Source organism: Pseudomonas sp. PDM28 (genome assembly GCF_019219115.1).
GTDB classification, from domain to species: Bacteria; Pseudomonadota; Gammaproteobacteria; order Pseudomonadales; family Pseudomonadaceae; genus Aquipseudomonas; species Aquipseudomonas laurylsulfatiphila.
In genome coordinates this window covers 59,222-76,831 of sequence record NZ_JAHUWG010000007.1, presented here as the reverse complement: position 1 = coordinate 76,831, position 17,610 = coordinate 59,222, and the positions used below count along the sequence as shown (strand labels likewise).

The window sequence follows — 17,610 nt, the reverse complement described above, 5'->3', positions numbered from 1 at the left end:
ACCTTTCGGACGTCATGTGGCTCATCCCTGCATGTCAATCCGGAGCGGGGGCCATGCACAGACATACACCAACACTTTCAGTGATTGATCCGCGTCGTGCCGTGGTCCGTGAGGTTGCCTATCATCGGCGCACGGACCAGCCAGCCCCTCAGGTACGCATTACCCAACACATCTATAGCCTGCACAACCGTGCCAGTCATAGCCGCGATCCGCGGCTTTTTGCCCTGTTTGAGGGCGATAAGTCCACTCCCGCCAATCAAACCACCATCACCACGCTCAGCGGGCAGCCTTTGCTCAACGAGAATCTGGACGCCGGATGGCGAGTCAGCCTTTACGGTGCTGCCGGGCAAAGTTTGGACAATTGGGACCAGAAACGTAATCACCTGCGTATGACCTACGATTCATCTCTGCGTCCTGCTCGGGGTTTTGAGTCGGCGATGGGCGAAGCAGAGCAGCGGACGGCTTGTTTTGCATACGGTGACGGTTCGCCGGAGTCCGCCAGGCACAATTGCTGCGGTCAACTGATTCGCCACGATGACAGCGCGGGTACCCGACACTTCACCGAGTTCGGTTTATTCGGTGCACCTCTGCACCAGAGCAGACGTTTTTTGCTGCACCTTCAGTTACCCGACTGGCCGGAGAACGAAACCGAGCGTGACAGATTGCTCGAGTCCCAATCTGCGCTCACGCAAACAGCGTTCAACAGTCTCGGTGAGGTGGTGCGGCATGTTGACGCTTTGGGCCACGCACAGCAGCAGCGTCAGAACGTTGCGGGTCAATTGTGCGAAATCCGCCTGAAGCTGGCCGATGCCGATGATGAAATCATCCTGATGGGTGACATTCAGTACAACGCGTTCGGACAAATAGTGCAGCAAACGGCCGGCAACGGCGTCGTTGCTCGCGCTGTTTTCGATCCCGAGGATGGGCGGCTGACAACGCTGCACGCGCAAATGCCAAGTCAGGCGCCGTTGCAGAGTCTGACGTATGCCTATGATCCGGTCGGCAACCCGATTCGCATGACTGACGCCACTCAGTCGATCCGTTACTCGCGCAATCAAAGCGTTGCCGCGATCAGTACCTGGCAGTACGACACCCTCGGTCAACTCATCCAAGCCAGTGGTCGACAGCGCTGCAATGCCCCCGGCGGCCCCCATTTACCGGCCTTCGTTTCGCCACCGGACCCTGGCCAGCTTGAGAACTATCTACAGACGTTCGACTACGACGCCGGTGGCAACCTTAAGGTTCTGCATCATCACGCTGACAGTGCATGTCGAACCGAACGAACGGTCATTGCCTCCTTGAGCAACCGTAGCCTGCCTTGGGTCGATGGCAGCGATTCACCAGCGGACAGTGAAATTGATGCTGCTTATGACGCCTGCGGCAATCTCAACGAACTGCAACGGGGACAGACACTGCACTGGGATGCACGCAACCGCTTGCATCAGGTCGATCAAGTGGTACGCGAGGACGAACCTGCGGACTCGGAGGTTTATGTCTATGACGGCGATGACCAGCGTGTGCGAAAAATCCGTACGGCTTACACCGGAACATTGACCCGTACTCATGAAACCCGTTACTTGCCGGGCGTGGAAATTCGTACGAGTCCCGATGAGACCCTGAATGTCATCAGTGTCCAGAGCGGACAATGCACCGTGCAGATCCTGCACTGGGAAAGGGGCTCATCGCCGGACGGTGCCCGGTACCAGTTGCGTTACTGCCTTGCCGATTATCAGGACTCCAGCACGCTGGAACTGGATCAAGACGCCAGGATCATCAACCAGGAAAGCTACTACCCCTACGGTGGCACAGCCTGGTGGGCGGGCAGGGATAAGGTTGAGGCCAGCTACAAGACCATTCGTTATTCAGGAAAGGAGAGGGACGCAACGGGGCTGTATTACTACGGATTTCGGTATTACATACCGTGGCGACAGCGCTGGTTGAGTGCAGATCCGGCAGGAGCGATAGATGGACTGAACCTGTATCGGATGGTCAGGAGTAACCCGGTCAGTTACAGCGATCCAAATGGATTGGTTGCTAAAGGTGCATCGCATACCGTGGAGTTTCATGGAGTGCCTCGGCATGACACTAACTTCAACAATATCGAAAAGGCAAAAAAAGAAACTTTCTATGCGGTGAGCTTGATCAGAAATCCCGCCTCGGTTTCCGGAACGATATCTGAGCTTTCCTTAAAATTGAACGATCTTATATTGACTGTGGAGAGTGATCCTCGATCGTCGCCTTTACTTGCGGATCTTGTAGCGCGAGCAAGTGGTGAGGAGGAGTATGGGAAGATTAGTGGAGGGATAAGCGAGATTAAAAGCATACTTAGTAGTGACGCTCCGTTATCTCCTGTGTCCTTTATACGAAAAGTTCAGACATTGAAAAATTATGGCGCGTACATTGTGGATCATGCATCGAAAGCCATTGATGAACATGAGTTCATGCTGAATGGCATGAGTGGCAAGGATGTGTCTTCTCTGATGTCTTGGTACATGCCCGGTGATTTATTTAACAAGAGAGGACGGACTGGGATTACGAAAAAAGAGCGTAGATATGATAGCGGCATACTCGACAATGAAACCTTTTCCTCGCTTTCTGATAGTGAGAAGGAGTTTCTAATTGTCCCTGGGTTATCCAGAGTTCGGCCTTTGTTCAGGACATTCATACACGAGCGTGATGGCGGAGAAATAATATCTACTTCGCCTTTTGTTAATAGATCATTTGATAATGACTCTCCCATGCTGGCTTCAATTTCCGGGAGTACTTCCTGCATAATGATAGGTGCGACTATTTTGAAACCCAACCTGAGCGATGATGATGAGAGGTCTTTGGCAAAGGCAGCTGTTGCGTTTCTTGTAGGTGCAGGATATCACTCGGTGACTGAAGTACTGGATGTGGCCTACCCTGGATTAAGGCTGTTTTAAATTTTTACGTGTTGTGCAACGTAGTGATGCTGCGCTGTCCAGGGTGGATTGTAATTGTGCTGGATTTTTCATCCCGCAAAGCTAAATATCAAGTGAGCTAAATGCCTGCTCTGATTTGTTCTCAGAAGCTAGTCGCGAAAAATGAACATAACGTTAGCCATGTACTGGGTCTACCAACGAACTACTGACAAATCATCTCCCGCACCTTCGCCGTCAACAGATCAAAGGTGAACGGCTTGGTGATCATCTGCATGCCCGGATCGAGGAACCCGCCGCGCACGGCGGCGTGCTCGGCGTAGCCGGTGATGAACAGCACCCTGAGATCGGGCCGCAGCTGCCGGCCGATTTCCGCCAGTTGCCGGCCATTCATGCCGGGCAGGCCGACATCGCTGATCAGCAGGTCGATGCGCTGGGCCGAATCGAGTATCGGCACCGCGCTATCGGCATCACAGGCTTCGACGAAGGCATAACCCAGGTCGCTCAACACCGTGCTGACCAGTACCCGCACCGCCGGATCGTCCTCGACGATCAATACTGTCTCGCCATTGTTGACGAAGGGCGAGTGTCCGATATTGACCGGATGCTCCTGAGGCAGGTCACCCCGGAAGCGTGGCAGAAACAGACTCACCGTGGTGCCTTCGCCCACTACGCTGTGGATGACGACATGACCGCCTGACTGTTTGCTGAAGCCATAGATCATGGACAAACCCAGCCCGGTGCCCTGGCCGATGGGCTTGGTGGTGAAGAATGGGTCAAAGGCGCGATTGACGATGCTTTGCGCCATGCCGCAACCGGTGTCGGTGACGCTGAGCACGACGTAGTCACCGGCATCGAGATTGCTCTGGGACTGGGCAAAGTCCTCGTCGAGGTGCCGGTTCGAGGTAGAGACCACCAGCCTGCCGCCATCGGGCATGGCATCGCGGGCGTTGATCACCAGGTTGAGCAGGGCGCTTTCCAGTTGATTGGGGTCGGCTTCGGCCACCCACAGCCGCTCATCGAGTTGCATGTCCAGGCGGATGCTTTCGTTGATGCTGCGTTGCAGCAGTTCATCCATGGAGATCACTAGGGCATTCATCTCCACGGGTTTGGAATCCAGCGACTGGCGGCGGGAAAACGCCAGCAGGCGATGAGTCAGGGCTGCCGCGCGGTTGGCCGAGGTCACCCCCAGGTCGATCAGGCTGTCCAGATCTTCGGTACGCCCTCGGGCCAGGCGTCGACGCAACAATTCCAGGCTGCCGATGATGCCGGTCAGCATGTTGTTGAAGTCATGGGCGATGCCGCCGGTGAGCTGGCCGACGGCTTCCATTTTCTGCGACTGGCGCAGCGCCTCTTCGTTGTGACGCAGTTGCGCGGTGCGCTCTTCCACCTGCTGCTCAAGGGTTTCGAGGGTGTTTTGCAGGCGCAATTCACTCTGGCTCAGGTCGATCAGCCGATCCCTGGCCTCGTACTGTCGTCGCCGTCCGCGCAAGGCGGTGGTGACCAGGCTGATCAGTGTGATCGGGTGGAAGGGGCGTTCGAGGAAGGTGACATTGCCCAATTGCGGGCCGAAACGGGATGCCGGATTCTGTTGCGGGCCGCCATGGTGCGTCATCAACACGATCGGCAGATCCGACCACGCGGGCTGCTGTTCAATCAGCCGGATCAGCGGTTCGAGATCACTGCCCAGCAGCGCTTCGCTGGAAATCAGCAGCAGGCCGGCACCGAGTTCCAACTCGGCGCACAGCCCCGGCAGGTCCTGGCTGATCACCCCGTGAAACCCGGCTTCGTTGAGCATCATCAAGGCAATCTGGCTGTCACGCCCACGCGGCGCAAGGATGAGGGTGCGCTCGGGTGTCGCCAGCAGCGCAGTCACCGGATATCTTCCGCAAGCAAGGGGTTGCTGGCCCCGAGATAGGTGGGTACCCCGCGCAGTACACCCTGGAAGGCCTCCAGCGGTTCACCGATGGTCATGCCCTGGGCGCTGATGCGGTATTCACGGATGGTCGATTCATGGCTGCCGGTGCGTTTCTTGATGATCGAAATGGCCCGGCGTACCTTGCCCAGGGCCTCGAAGTAACGCAGCAGGATCACCGTATCGGCCAGGTAGGTGATGTCGACCGGGGCCTGCATGTCGCCGACCAGGCCATGCTGGGCAACCGTCATGAAGGTCGCGGCGCCTTGTCGATTGAGGTACAGCAACAGCTCGTGCATGTGCAACACCAGGGCGTTCTCTTCCGGCATTGCCGCCTGATAGCCATTGATGCTGTCGATCACCACGGTCTTGATATTGCCTTCGTCGACACAGCGCCGGACCCGGTGGGAGAACTCGCCGGGAGACAGCTCGGCGGCGTCCACCTGTTCGACCAGCAGATTGCCGCTGTCTTGCAGGGCCTGCAAATCGATGCCGATGTTCTTCATGCGCTCGAACAGCAACCCCAGTTCTTCATCGAAGATGAACAACGCGGCCTTTTCACCCCGGGCCACCGCCGCGGCGGCGAACACCATGGAGATCAGCGATTTGCCGGTCCCGGCCGGACCGAGAATCAAGGTGCTGGACCCGGTTTCGATACCGCCGCCCAGCAGCGCATCCATTTCCCGGATACCACTGCTCAATTGCTGGCGCAGGTATTGACCGCGATGTTCGGCGGCCACCAGACGCGGAAAAACATGCACGCCGTCGCCGGTGATGGTGAAGTCATGAAAGCCGCCCCGGTATTTCTGGCCGCGGTACTTCACCACGCGCACGCGTCTTCGCTCGGCACCGTAATTGGGTGTCAACTCTTCCAGGCGAATCACGCCGTGGGCGACGCTGTGCACGGTCTTGTCCAGTGACTCGGTGGTCAGGTCGTCGAGCAGCAGGACCGTGGCGTCGTAACGCACGAAATAATGTTTGATGGCCAGGATCTGCCGGCGATAGCGCAGCGAGCTTTGTGCCAGCAGACGAATTTCGGAAAGGCTGTCCAGGACTACACGAGTCGGTTTGACCCGTTCGACCACTTCGAAAATCTGGCGGGTGGCCTCGCCCAGTTCAAGGTCGGAGGAATACAGCAGCGTCTGCTGGTGTTCGGCATTGAGCAGGTTTTCCGGAGGTGTCAGCTCGAAGATGTGGACGTTGTCGTCCATCTCCCAACCATGGGACAAGGCGCCCTGGCGCAGCTCGCGTTCGGTCTCGGACAGCGTGATGTACAAGGAGCGCTCACCGGCTTTCGCGCCAGCCAACAGGAACTGCAGCGCTACCGTGGTCTTGCCGGTTCCCGGCTCGCCTTCCAGTAAAAACACATGACCGCGGGACAATCCTCCATCGAGGATATCGTCCAGGCCTTCGATACCGGTGGCAGCCTTGGTACGGTTCAATTCGTTGGTTAGAAACAAATTAGAGTCCTCTCGTGGCCAGGAGCAATGAGGCAGCCACTTTGAAGTGCCGCAACGGGCTGCCTTTTCACTTGACCTTTGGCCGGGACGAGCGTTCAACCTTTTTTAACGCAAAAAGATCGCAGCCTGCGGCAGCTCCTACGCCTACCCTGTAGGAGCTGCCGAAGGCTGCGATCTTTTGCTTCTAGAGCCCCTGCTGCAACGAAGGATCATCGGGATTCATCTGTTCGAGCTGGGCCGTGAGGATCTGCACGTTTTGCAGCTGCCCGCTTTCCTTCCAATAGTTGATCAGCAGCACCCGTGCCTTGCGATCGTTCGGATGGCGCTGAACGATTTCCTGCAACTGAATCTGCGCCGCTTCGAGTTCCTGCTCGCCGCGCAGTGTGGTGGCCAGGTCGTAGCGGTAATCCCGGTTGTCGGGCTCAAGCTCGACGGCCTTGGACAGGCCGAGCAGGGCGAATTCGCTTTGGTCGTGATGCAGCAGCCAGAGCCCCAGGGCATGTTGCAGATAGGCCGAGTTGGGCTGTGCCTGCAGTTGCCTGGCCAGTAGCTGCCGGGCGGCGTCGTTCTGGCCCTGTTTGTCCAGCACTTCGATTTGCAGCACCAGCGCCGGCAGGTTGTCCGGCGCCAGGCGCAGGGTGTTGTCCAACGCCTGTTGCGCTTCCTTGAGTTCGGCGTTGTGCAGGTGCAGCCGGGCCAGTTGGTATTGGTTTTCGGCGCTTTGCGGTTCGCTCTTGAGCACCAGCTCCCAGGCATCGATCGCTTGCTCCAGCGCTCCGAAATACAAGCCGAGTTCATCCGGGGACAACCCCAGCAGCGCATTGATTGCCGCCAGCCGCACGTTCTGTTCGCTGTCGTCGAGCAATGGCCCCAGCAAAAGACTGCGCTGGCCGTTCGGCACCAGGGCGCTGATGCTCCTGATCGCCGCGATACGCACTTCGGGCGATTCGTTCTGCAAGTCGGCATCCGCCAGTTTAAGGGCCACCGAGCTTGGATAATTGGGCAGCTCGGCATGCAACCAGACACGGCGCTTGGGAGACAGGTCCGGACGCTTCAACTGCTGATAGAGCACCCGCGCGGCACCGGGTTGACCGCCCCGGGCCGCTGCCAGCGCTTCGCTGTAACCGTGCTTGATGGCTTCGGGAACCACTGGGGTGGTATCGCGCAGGGCAAACCATGCAAGGCCGATGACGAGCAGGGCGAAGAGGCTGATAAACAGATAGCGGCGGGACTGGGGCATGCAGGAATCCGGAAGCTGGCGAACTTTTGCAAAGGCGCCAGCTTCGGTCAGGCCGGGCCTTGAGTCAAACCTTGACGACTTTCACTGACGATTCAAACCATGCCAAAGCCCTCCCACCGGCAATCAATGGGCCTGCAAGCGGCGTCGCCAGCAAAACCTCTCAAGGCACCGCGACAGTGACTACGCTTGCTGGAAGTGTGTCGACGGGTGTTCCCATGCAAGCGTTGTTGCAGTATTTCAAGGCCATGCTCAACCCCGGACCCGGGGTATTGCTGTTTGCCTTGCGAACCATCGCGGCGGGGTTATTGACCCTGTACCTGGCGTTTTTGTTCGATCTGGACCAGCCCAAGTGGTCGATCATGGCTGTGGTCATCATCAGCCAGCCACTGGGCGGCATGGTGCTGGCCCGCAGTTTTGGCCAGGTGATCGGCACCACGCTGGGCGCAGCCGTGGCGGTGTTGATCATGGCGATCTTTCCCCAGGCTCCGCTGCCGTTCATCACCACCCTGGCATTGTGGCTGGCGTTGTGCACCGCTGGTGGCACCTTGTTGCGCTATACCAGTTCCCAGGCGTTTGTCCTCAGCGGCTACACCGCCGTGGTGGTGGCCTTGCTGGCGGTGCCGGATCAGGACGGCATGTTTCTGCTGGCGGTGACCCGCGTCACCGAGACCTTGCTGGCGGTGGCCTGCGTGTGTCTGGTCAGCCTGCTGACCGCCAGGCCGGAAACCGTTGCCCGTGACTACTTCGCCAGGATCGACCAGATCATCCGGTTGCTGGCCACCCATGCCAGCGCCGTCCTGCGCACCGAAGAGAGCGAAGCCGATTTCCAGCAGCGACAAATGCAGCTGTTGGGCCAGATCAGCGGCCTGGAGGGCGTGCGCCGGCACATGTACTTCGATGCGCCACGGTTGCGCAGTGCCAACGGCCTGGTGCAGCTATTGGGCAACCAATTGGTGTTGTTGACCGCACGGCTGACAGCCCTGCGCCACCAGCGGCTGCTGTTGACCGAGCGCTGGGAGGGAGAGTTGCCCGAGGAAATTCAACGTTTGCGGGCCGAAGAACTGGCGTTTCTCGATGAGTTGGCGCGGGAGGGACGTTCGCTTTCCAGTGAAAAGCGCCATCACTTCTCGTCGTTGCAACAACGCTTCGATGAGCTGGCCTACAGAGCCGAACAATTGACCGAGCCGTTGCCCGCCACCTTGCGCTCGCTGGCCTGGTCGCTGCGCTGGGAGCAGGCTCGCCTGCTGCAGCAGCTGGAGCAGATTCTGGAATTGAGTGATGCCATCCAGAGCGGGCGACCGGCCAGCAGCGTGTTTCGCGGGCGGGAAAATCCGCTGCATCTGGATTTCACCCTGGCGACCATGAACGCCATCCGGGCTTTTTCCGCGCTGTTGATTTGCGGCCTGATCTGGATCGAAACCGGCTGGGACGGTGCGCGAGGCGGGATGGTGCTGGTGGGCATCCTTTGCTCGCTGATGTCGACCTTTCCAAGGCCGCTGCTGGCGGTGCAAAGCTACGCGAGGGGCTTCGGGCTGGCACTGGTGGCCTCGGCGCTCCTGCAGTTCATGTTCGTGCCGATGATCAGCAATTTCGAGATGCTTGCCTTGCTGTTGGCGCCCTTGCTCTATGCCGTTGCGGTGGGGCTGGCCAGTCCACCCACGACAGGCACCGGCATTGGCCTGGGGCTCACGACTTTTCTGTTGCTCGGTCCGTTGAACGTAGGGATCGGTCAAAACACCGCCATCCAGTGGTTCGAATTTGCCGGGGCCTATACCTGCGCGACCGTGCTGGCGTTGAGCGTCTATGCGCTGATCTTTCCGTTCAGGCCGGATTTGCGCATGAGGCGGCTCTATAAAGAGAACTGCGAGCAGGTGTACGCCTTGCTGAAAACCGCGCCGACCGATGAACAGCAGTTTGCTTTCGAGAGTCGCATGGTTGATCGCCTGACCATGATGCTGGGGCTGCTGCCGGCAACGCAGGAGCCACAATCCCATGAGCGCTTTCAAGTCAGCCTGGCCTGCATGGCGTTGGGGATTGCCATGAATCAGCTCAGGCAGCAGGGGCAGAACAACGCACTGTTGAGTGCGGATCTGCAAAGTCGCCTGTTTTCCACCGTCCGGGAAACGGGCAGGCTGGTCGCCGGACGTCCCGGGGTCGAAGTGGCACGGGTGCTCGATAATCTGCACGGCCTGGGCGACGAACTGGACGCCCTGCATACCGATGTCCATGATCGCTTGTGGTCGGTGTTCCGCATGCGCGTGGCGCTGTTGATCGTGGTGTCGTTCGTCGAGCGTTATCGCGGCTACTTTCAACCCTCCGGCATTGAAGGAGACCCTGTCCTTGCCCATTGATCTGGAAGTGGGAGGCGCCTATCTGCCCCCGATCGCCCAGGCGTTGCTGCTGGGTTTGCCGATTTTCCTGCTGCTGGACTGGGGGCTGCGACGCCTCGGTGTGCTGCAGTTCGTCTGGCATGAGGCTTTGTTCGAAGGCGCGTTGTACGTCTGTGTCTGCGCCACCTTGATACTGGTGATGGGAGCCTGATGCCTTGAAGAATATCCTTCCCCGACTCACGACGCTGGCGGTGGTACTGCTGGCCTTGATCCTGGGCTGGTTCGCCTGGGAGCATTACACCCGTGCCCCCTGGACCCGGGATGCCCGGGTGCGTGCCGATGTGGTGACCTTGTCCGCCGATGTCTCGGGGCGAATCGTCAGCCTGTCCGTGCAGGACAACCAACATGTGAACAAGGGCCAGGCGCTGCTGGAGATCGATCCGGCGCGTTACACGCTGGCGGTGGAGCATGCCAAGCGTGCCGTCGAGGTGTCGAAAGCCTCGCTCGGGCAGGCCCAGGCGTCCATTACCGCCAGCGAGGCCTTGCTCAAGCAGCGTCAGAGCGAGGAGCAGCGGCGGCGCACGCTCAAGGACCGTTCGGCAATTTCCGGCGAGGAGTGGGAAAAAGCCAACACCGATGTGTCGGTGGCCCAGGCGGATCTGCTGCGAAATCAGGCCAACCTGGTGCTGGCTCAGGCCAACGTGCAACTCGCCATTGCGGCCCTGACTCAATCGGAACTCGACTTGCAGCGCACCCACGTCGTCTCGCCGGTGACCGGCTTTGTCACCAATCTGCTGACCCGGGAGGGCGACTACGCCTCGGCCGGGGGGCCACTGCTGGCGCTGGTGGACAGCGATTCGTTCTATGTCAGCGGCTACTTTGAAGAAACCAAGTTGCCACGGATCGGCGAGGGCGACCGGGTCAGGATCGAATTGATGAGTGGCGAAACCTTCGGCGGCAAAGTGCAGAGCATTGCCTTTGCCATTGCCGACCGGGAAAACCTGCCGGGCGGTCGCCTGCTGGCCAACATCAACCCCAGTTACACCTGGATCAAACTGGCGCAGCGGGTGCCGGTGCGGATCGAGATCGATGCCGACTATGCCGGTAAAGACAAACTCAGGGCGGGGACCACAGCCACCGTGACCGTCCAGGAAAACCAAAAATCCAAAGACCGGTAATAACCGCCCCCTGTAGGCGCGAGCTTGCTCGCGATGGTCGTTAACGATTACGCGTGTGAACTGGATAAACGCGGCGCACTTGAGTCCATCGCCAGCAGGCTGGCTCCTACAAGGGATATGCATTGCTTTGGAAAGGAAAAAAAAGGTTCCGTGAAGAACCTTTTTTTGGGCTTTCACTGGTTTTGACTCGGACGCGGTCCCCTGTGGGAGCTGGCTTGCCAGCGATGGTCGTCAACGATTACGCGTGTGAACTGGATAAACGCGACGCACTTGAGTCCATCGCCAGCAGGCTGGCTCCTACAGTTCCCCGGAAATGCGTGAAGAACCAAAAAAAGCCCCGCGACCGAATGAGACGCAGGGCAAAGGAATTGGTTGGTTGCGGCCAACCAAAGGAGCGCTTCAAACCATCGGGTTAATTGCTGGCGACCGTCTCGGGTTGCCAGCCGCCCCCGAGGGCCTTGTAGATCGCGACAATGCCGCGATACAGATCGACTTCAGCCTGGGCCTGGGTGTCTTCGGCCGCCAGGCGTTCACGCTGAGCGTCGAGCAGCACGAGGAAATCGGCGGTGCCTTCGCGGTAGCGAATCTCGGCGAGATCGGCAGCCGAACGGCTGGACTCGCTCTGGCGAATCAACGAGATCAGGCGCTGTTGGCGCTTGCCGTAGTCGCTGAACGCGTTTTCCGATTCTTCCAGCGCCAGCAACACTTGCTGCTCGTACGTCGCCAGGGCGCCTTCGGCATCAGCGTCGGCGGCGCGCAAACGGGCGCGCACGCTGCCCAGGTCAAACGCTGCCCAGGTGATGCTCGGGCCGAGCGCCCAGGCGTTGGCCGCCGAGGAACCGATTTGCGAACCACGCCCGGCGGTGAAGCCAAGGAAGCCGCTGAGGCTGACTTGCGGGAACAGGTCGGCCTTGGCCACGCCGATCCGCGCCGTGGCCGACGCCAGTTTGCGCTCGGCACTGCGAATGTCCGGCCGGCGTTGCAGCAGCTCACCCGGATTACCGATCGGCAAGGCCTTGGCAATCGCCGGCAAGTCTTTCGGGCTCAGATCCACGGTCAGCTTGTCCGGACGCTCGCCCAGCAGCGTGGCGATACGGTTCTTCTCCCGAACCTGTTCGGCCTGCAATTGCGGCACGCTGGCTTCGACCGACGCCAGGCGGGCATCGGCACGTTCCACATCGAGCTGATCGCCGACGCCGGCATCACGCAGGTTGATGGTGATCTTGCGCGACTCCTGCTGGTTCTCCAGGTTGGCCAGGGCAATCTTTTCCCGCAGTTGCGCACCGCGCAGTTGACCGTAGGCATCCACCAGTTCGGCAATCATGCTCACCTGCAGCTGATACAGATCGGCTTCAAGCGATTGTTGCTCGGCATTCGCCGATTCCAGGTTGCGCTGGATACGCCCAAACAGGTCGATCTCCCAGGCCATGTCCAGGCCCAGGTCGTAGCGTTCGCTGTTGACCCGATCGGTGGTCTGGCCAGGAATCTGGCCTTTGCCCAAGTCACTGCTGACACGGCTGGTGACGACCGGCAAGTTGTCGTTACTGATGTCATCGCGGATGGCCCGTGCGGCTTTCCAGCGGGCAAACGCGACGCGCAAATCACGGTTGCCCTTGAGCGATTGCGTCACCAACTGGTTGAGGGTCGGGTCTTCGAACTGCTGCCACCAGATGCCTTCGAAACGCGAACGGTCAAAGTTCTTCTGGCCGGCGGCGCCATCGGTGGCGGCCGTGATGTTGGCCGCCTCGGTGTTGGGCGTCTGGTAATCCGGACCCACGGCACAGGCACTCAAGGCCAGGACCAGCAGGCTCGGCAGGAAGGCTTTCAAACTCATCAGTGCGACTCCAGCTTCAGGGCGACCTTGGCGGCTTTGCGCGCCTGGCCACGCTCGACAAAGTTACGAATCAATACGTAGAACACTGGCGTCAGCAACAGACCGAAGAAGGTCACCCCGAGCATCCCGGAGAACACCGCCACACCCATGGCGTGACGCATTTCGGCACCGGCACCGCTGGAGAACACCAGCGGCACAACACCCATGATGAACGCGAAGGAGGTCATCAGGATCGGCCGCAGACGCAGACGGCAAGCTTCCAGTACCGCGGCCAGCGGGTTAAGGCCCTCCAGCTGTTTGTCCTTGGCGAACTCGACGATCAGGATCGCGTTCTTGCACGCCAGGCCCACCAGTACGATCAGGCCGATCTGGGTGAAGATGTTGTTGTCACCGCCGGAAGCGATCACACCGGTGATGGCCGACAGCAGGGTCATCGGTACGATCAGGATCACTGCCAGTGGCAGGCTCCAGCTTTCGTACTGGGCCGCCAGTACCAGGAACGCCAGCAGTACGCAGAGCGGGAACACGAACAGCGCGGTGTTGCCGGACAGGATCTGCTGGTAGGTCAGGTCGGTCCATTCGTAGGTCATGCCGTTCGGAAGTTCTTCCTTGAGCAGTTTCTCGATGGCTTTTTCGGCCTGGCCGGAGCTGTAGCCGGGGGCTGCCGCACCGTTGATTTCAGCGGTGATGAAGCCGTTGTAGTGCATCACGCGGTCAGGGCCCGAGGTGTCGCTGACCTTGATGAAGGTCGCCAGCGGGATCATCTCGCCTTTGTTGTTACGCACTTTCAATTGGCCGATCTGGTCGGATTCGAGGCGGAACTGCTGTTCGGCCTGAACGTTGACCTGATAGGTGCGCCCGAAGCGGTTGAAGTCGTTGGCATACAGCGAACCCAGGTAGATCTGCAGGGTGTCGAAGATGTCGCTGACGGCTACGCCGTGGGTCTTGGCCTTTTCCCGGTCGATGGCGGCATCGACCTGCGGTACGTTGACCGTATAGCTGGTGAACAGGCCGGCCAGTTCCGGCACGTTGTGGCTCTTGGCAATGATATTCATGGTTTCCTTGTACAGCTCGTCGTAACCCAGGTTGCCCCGGTCTTCGATCTGCAGGCGGAAACCACCAATGGTACCCAGGCCTTGCACCGGCGGCGGCGGGAAGATCGCCATATAAGCTTCCTGGATGTTCGCGTACTGGCCGTTCAAGGCACCGGCAATCGCACCGGCGGACATGCTCGGGTCTTTACGCTCGTCGAACGGTTTGAGCGTCACGAACACGATGCCTGCGTTCGGGCTGTTGGTGAAACCGTTGATCGACAGGCCAGGGAAGGCCACCGCGCTCTCCACGCCAGGCTGTTTCAGCGCCAGGTCGGACATGCGCTTGATCACGTCTTCGGTGCGGTCCAGGCTCGAGGCATCCGGCAATTGCGCGAAGGCCACCAGGTATTGCTTGTCCTGGCCGGGTACGAAACCAGTCGGGGTGCTGGAGAAACCGAAGAAGGTCAGGACCATCAGGCCGGCGTACAGCAGCAGGGCGATGCCGCTTGAGCGGATCACACGGGCAACGGTGCCGACATAACCATGGCTGGCCTTTTCAAAGAAACGGTTGAACGGACGGAACAACCAGCCGCCAAACATCTTGTCCAGCACCCTGGAGAAACGGTCTTTCGGTGCGTCATGGCCCTTGAGCAACACAGCAGCCAGCGCCGGCGACAGGGTCAGGGAGTTGAAGGCCGAGATCACCGTGGAAATCGCAATGGTCAGGGCGAACTGCTTGTAGAACTGCCCGGTCAAGCCGGAGATGAACGCCGCCGGAACGAACACCGCACACAGCACCAGCGCCGTGGCAATGATCGGGCCGGTCACTTCACGCATTGCGCGTTTGGTGGCTTCCACCGGGGTCAATCCGAGCTCGATGTTCCGCTCGACGTTCTCCACCACCACGATGGCGTCGTCCACCACGATACCGATGGCCAGTACCAGGCCGAACAGCGACAGGGCGTTGAGCGAGAAGCCGAACAGGTGCATCACGGCAAAGGTACCGATCAACGAAACCGGCACAGCCACCAACGGAATGATCGAAGCGCGCCAGGTCTGCAGGAACAGGATCACCACCAGTACCACGAGGATCAGTGCTTCGAAAAGGGTGTGAACCACCGCCTCGATGGAGCCGCGCACGAAGATCGTCGGGTCATAGACGATGCTGAAGTCCATGCCTTCGGGGAAGCTCTTCTTCAGTTCGGCCATTTTCGCCCGGACTTCGTTGGAGATCTCGATGGCATTGGAGCCAGGGCGCTGGAAGATCGGGATCGCCACCGCCGGCTGATTGTTCAGCAGCGAACGCAGGGCGTACTGGCTGGAACCCAGCTCGACGCGAGCGATGTCCTTGAGGCGAGTGATTTCACCGTTGTCGCCAGAGCGAATGATGATGTTCTCGAACTCTTCCTCACTGACCAGACGGCCCTGCGTGTTGACCGACAGCTGGAAGCTTTGGGCATTCGGGGCAGGGGGTGCACCCAAGGCACCGGCGGCCACCTGGCGGTTCTGTTCACGAATCGCGGTGACCACATCGGTGGCGGTCAGGTTGCGCGAAGCGGTCTTGTTCGGGTCGAGCCAGACACGCAGCGAGTAGTCGCCCATGCCGAACAGTTGCACGTCACCGACACCGCCCAGCCGTGCCAGCTCATCCTTGATGTTGAGGATCGCGTAGTTGGACAGGTAGAGCATGTCGTAGCGTTTGTCCGGCGAGGTCAAGTGCACAACCATGGTGAGGTCGGGCGATGCCTTGTCCACGGTGATACCGATACGCGTCACTTCCTCGGGAAGTTTCGGCTCGGTCCGGGTCACGCGGTTCTGCACCTGCACCTGCGCGTTGTCCAGGTCGGTACCCAGGGCAAAGGTGATGGTCAGGGTGATCTTGCCGTCGGCGGTCGACTGCGAGGACATGTACAGCATGTTCTCGACGCCGGTGATGGCCTGCTCCAGGGGAGCGGCCACGGTTTCACCGATGACTTTCGGGTTGGCACCCGGGAAGTTGGCGCGCACCACCACGGTCGGCGGCACGACTTCCGGGTATTCGCTGATCGGCAACTGGAACAGCGAGATCGCACCGGCGATCAGGATCAGCAGCGACAGCACCGCTGCAAAGATCGGCCGCGAAATGAAGAATTGGGAAAAATTCATCGTAAAAATCCCTTAACCGCGTGGGGTCGTGGCAGCCAGTTTCACAGCCGTGCCCGGCGCGACCTTGGCAGGCGCGACTTGGGGCAGGTTGCTGGCTTCCAGCGCTTGGCGTTGTTGTGCGAGTGCCGCGAGGGTTTGTTCGCTGGCCATCGGAATCACTTCAGGGGTGACCGGTGAGCCGGGACGTACCCGTTGCAGGCCCTTGACGATGATGGTGTCGTCCTTGTTCAGGCCACTGCGCACGATGCGCAAACCTTCGATCTTCGGCCCCAGTTCCACCGCGCGGTAGGCGGTCTTGTTGTCGCCGTCCATCACGATCACGAACTTCTTGCCCAGGTCGGTACCGACCGCTTCATCGTTGATCAGCATGGCGCTGTAGGTGCCGCTGCCCACCAGTTTCAGGCGTGCATACAGGCCCGGGGTGTAGCTGCCATCGCTGTTGTCGAACACGGCGCGGCCACGGATGGTGCCGGTCTTCGGGTTGACCTGGTTATCGACGAAATTCATCACGCCCTGGTGCGGGTTGCCGTCCTCGTTGGACAGGCCCATGTAAACCGGGGTGGTAGCGCCGCGTTTGCCCTGGCGAGCGAGCTCGGTGTACTTGAGGAACACACGCTCGTCCGCGTCGAAGTAGGCGTAGACCTTGTCGGTGGAGACCACGCTGGTCAGCGGCGTGGTGTCGGCGGTCACCAGGTTGCCGGCGGTGATTTCCGCACGGCTGACACGGCCGCTGATCGGTGCGGTGACGCGGGTGAAACTCAGGTTGAGCTTGGCCAGGTCGAGCTGTGCCTGAAGCGCACCGACGGCGGCGCGGGCTTCCTGGGCGGCACTGGTGCGCGAGTCGGCCAGCTCGGCGGAAATGGCGTTGCTGGTGCGCAGGCGCTCACCGCGCTGGGCTTCGTTTTCACTGCGAGTGGCATTGGCGCGCGATTGTGCAACCAGGGCTTCGAGGCGGCGGACCTCAGCCTGGAACGGACGCGGGTCGATCTGGAACAGCAGGTCGCCTTTCTTGACCAGAGCGCCTTCAGTGAATGCCACTTCATCGATCTGGCCGGAGACCCGAGGACGGATTTCAACGGTTTCCGGCGCTTCCAGGCGCCCGGTGAATTCGTCCCACTCGTTGACCGGTTGTTCCAGCACCTTGGCCACGCTGACCTTGGCTGCCGGCATCGTGGCGGCGGTTTCCGGGGCCTTGCCGCAAGCGCTGATCACCACTACGGCCAACAAAGCCAAAGGGAAGCGCAAATGTTTGAATGACTGTTCCATGGATGCATCCGCCAATGTGTTGAGATTGGCGAATGATGCGCGGCGGGTTTGTATCTCACGAATCGAATGGGGCGAAGGTAACTATCATTCGGAATGATATGAGGCCCGAGCCAGCCCTCTAGATTGCGCCTTTGATTAATCGGCGATCAATTGGATTGATGACAATTCTGTGTTGCCTCGTCTGCAAAGATCAGGCTTGGGACCGAGTCGCCCCCTTCGCGAGCAAGCCCGCTCCCACAGGGGGATCATGTACACCACAGAACCAATGTGGGAGCGGGCTTGCTCGCGAAGAGGCCAGCAGCCTTCTG

At 59.8% G+C, this 17,610-nt stretch carries 10 protein-coding genes; 4 read left to right on the top strand and 6 right to left on the bottom strand.

The window, feature by feature from the left end; genetic code table 11:
- Nucleotides 1-53: 53 nt before the first annotated feature.
- Nucleotides 54-2,924, top strand: coding sequence for an RHS repeat-associated core domain-containing protein (locus KW841_RS17005; RefSeq protein WP_256357857.1), 2,871 nt, complete (start codon nucleotides 54-56; stop codon nucleotides 2,922-2,924).
- 181 nt (nucleotides 2,925-3,105) lie between these two features.
- On the opposite strand, the gene KW841_RS17000 is transcribed toward KW841_RS17005, so the two are convergent.
- From KW841_RS17000 to KW841_RS16990, 3 genes are all read right to left on the bottom strand, one after another.
- Nucleotides 3,106-4,776 carry a response regulator gene (locus KW841_RS17000; RefSeq protein ID WP_218478427.1) on the bottom strand — a complete coding sequence of 557 codons (1,671 nt, stop codon included), beginning with the start codon at nucleotides 4,774-4,776 and terminating at the stop codon, nucleotides 3,106-3,108.
- Nucleotides 4,773-6,275, bottom strand: coding sequence for an ATPase domain-containing protein (locus tag KW841_RS16995; RefSeq protein ID WP_218478425.1), 1,503 nt, complete (start codon nucleotides 6,273-6,275; stop codon nucleotides 4,773-4,775). Before KW841_RS16995 ends, KW841_RS17000 begins: the two co-directional genes overlap by 4 nt.
- Nucleotides 6,276-6,459: 184 nt before the next feature.
- Nucleotides 6,460-7,515 carry a tetratricopeptide repeat protein gene (locus tag KW841_RS16990; RefSeq protein ID WP_218478424.1) on the bottom strand — a complete coding sequence of 352 codons (1,056 nt, stop codon included), beginning with the start codon at nucleotides 7,513-7,515 and terminating at the stop codon, nucleotides 6,460-6,462.
- 215 nt (nucleotides 7,516-7,730) lie between these two features.
- Here KW841_RS16990 and KW841_RS16985 point away from each other — a divergent pair, with 215 nt between their 5' ends.
- Genes KW841_RS16985 through KW841_RS16975 form a run of 3 tightly spaced genes read left to right on the top strand, consistent with a single transcriptional unit; the run spans nucleotide 7,731 to nucleotide 11,023 of the window.
- Nucleotides 7,731-9,866: an FUSC family protein gene (locus tag KW841_RS16985; RefSeq protein ID WP_218478422.1), complete on the top strand. Its 2,136-nt coding sequence runs from the start codon at nucleotides 7,731-7,733 to the stop codon at nucleotides 9,864-9,866.
- Nucleotides 9,856-10,056 carry a DUF1656 domain-containing protein gene (locus tag KW841_RS16980; RefSeq protein ID WP_218478420.1) on the top strand — a complete coding sequence of 67 codons (201 nt, stop codon included), beginning with the start codon at nucleotides 9,856-9,858 and terminating at the stop codon, nucleotides 10,054-10,056. Before KW841_RS16985 ends, KW841_RS16980 begins: the two co-directional genes overlap by 11 nt.
- A 4-nt stretch (nucleotides 10,057-10,060) precedes the next feature.
- Nucleotides 10,061-11,023, top strand: coding sequence for an HlyD family secretion protein (locus KW841_RS16975; protein ID WP_218478418.1), 963 nt, complete (start codon nucleotides 10,061-10,063; stop codon nucleotides 11,021-11,023).
- A 412-nt stretch (nucleotides 11,024-11,435) separates the two neighbouring features.
- Here KW841_RS16975 and KW841_RS16970 read toward each other — a convergent pair whose 3' ends face one another.
- The 3 genes from KW841_RS16970 to mexE are packed head-to-tail and all read right to left on the bottom strand — an operon-like array spanning nucleotide 11,436 to nucleotide 17,302.
- Complete coding sequence (locus tag KW841_RS16970; protein WP_007970590.1) at nucleotides 11,436-12,857, bottom strand: efflux transporter outer membrane subunit; 1,422 nt, start codon at nucleotides 12,855-12,857, stop codon at nucleotides 11,436-11,438.
- Nucleotides 12,857-16,036 carry an efflux RND transporter permease subunit gene (locus KW841_RS16965; protein ID WP_218478416.1) on the bottom strand — a complete coding sequence of 1,060 codons (3,180 nt, stop codon included), beginning with the start codon at nucleotides 16,034-16,036 and terminating at the stop codon, nucleotides 12,857-12,859. The genes KW841_RS16970 and KW841_RS16965 overlap by 1 nt, the downstream gene beginning before the upstream one ends.
- A 12-nt stretch (nucleotides 16,037-16,048) precedes the next feature.
- Nucleotides 16,049-17,302 (bottom strand): multidrug efflux RND transporter periplasmic adaptor subunit MexE, encoded by a 1,254-nt coding sequence (mexE, locus tag KW841_RS16960; protein WP_218478414.1) that lies wholly within the window; start codon nucleotides 17,300-17,302, stop codon nucleotides 16,049-16,051.
- Nucleotides 17,303-17,610: the final 308 nt, after the last annotated feature.

What these genes read in the sequence shown, in the direction of transcription:
- KW841_RS16990 (WP_218478424.1), bottom strand. Translation starts at nt 7,515, where the DNA reads ATGCCCCAGTCCCGCCGCTATCTGTTTATCAGCCTCTTCGCCCTGCTC.
- KW841_RS16965 (WP_218478416.1), bottom strand. Translation starts at nt 16,036, where the DNA reads ATGAATTTTTCCCAATTCTTCATTTCGCGGCCGATCTTTGCAGCGGTG.
- KW841_RS16985 (WP_218478422.1), top strand. Translation starts at nt 7,731, where the DNA reads ATGCAAGCGTTGTTGCAGTATTTCAAGGCCATGCTCAACCCCGGACCC.
- KW841_RS16970 (WP_007970590.1), bottom strand. Translation starts at nt 12,857, where the DNA reads ATGAGTTTGAAAGCCTTCCTGCCGAGCCTGCTGGTCCTGGCCTTGAGT.
- KW841_RS17005 (WP_256357857.1), top strand. Translation starts at nt 54, where the DNA reads ATGCACAGACATACACCAACACTTTCAGTGATTGATCCGCGTCGTGCC.
- mexE (WP_218478414.1), bottom strand. Translation starts at nt 17,302, where the DNA reads ATGGAACAGTCATTCAAACATTTGCGCTTCCCTTTGGCTTTGTTGGCC.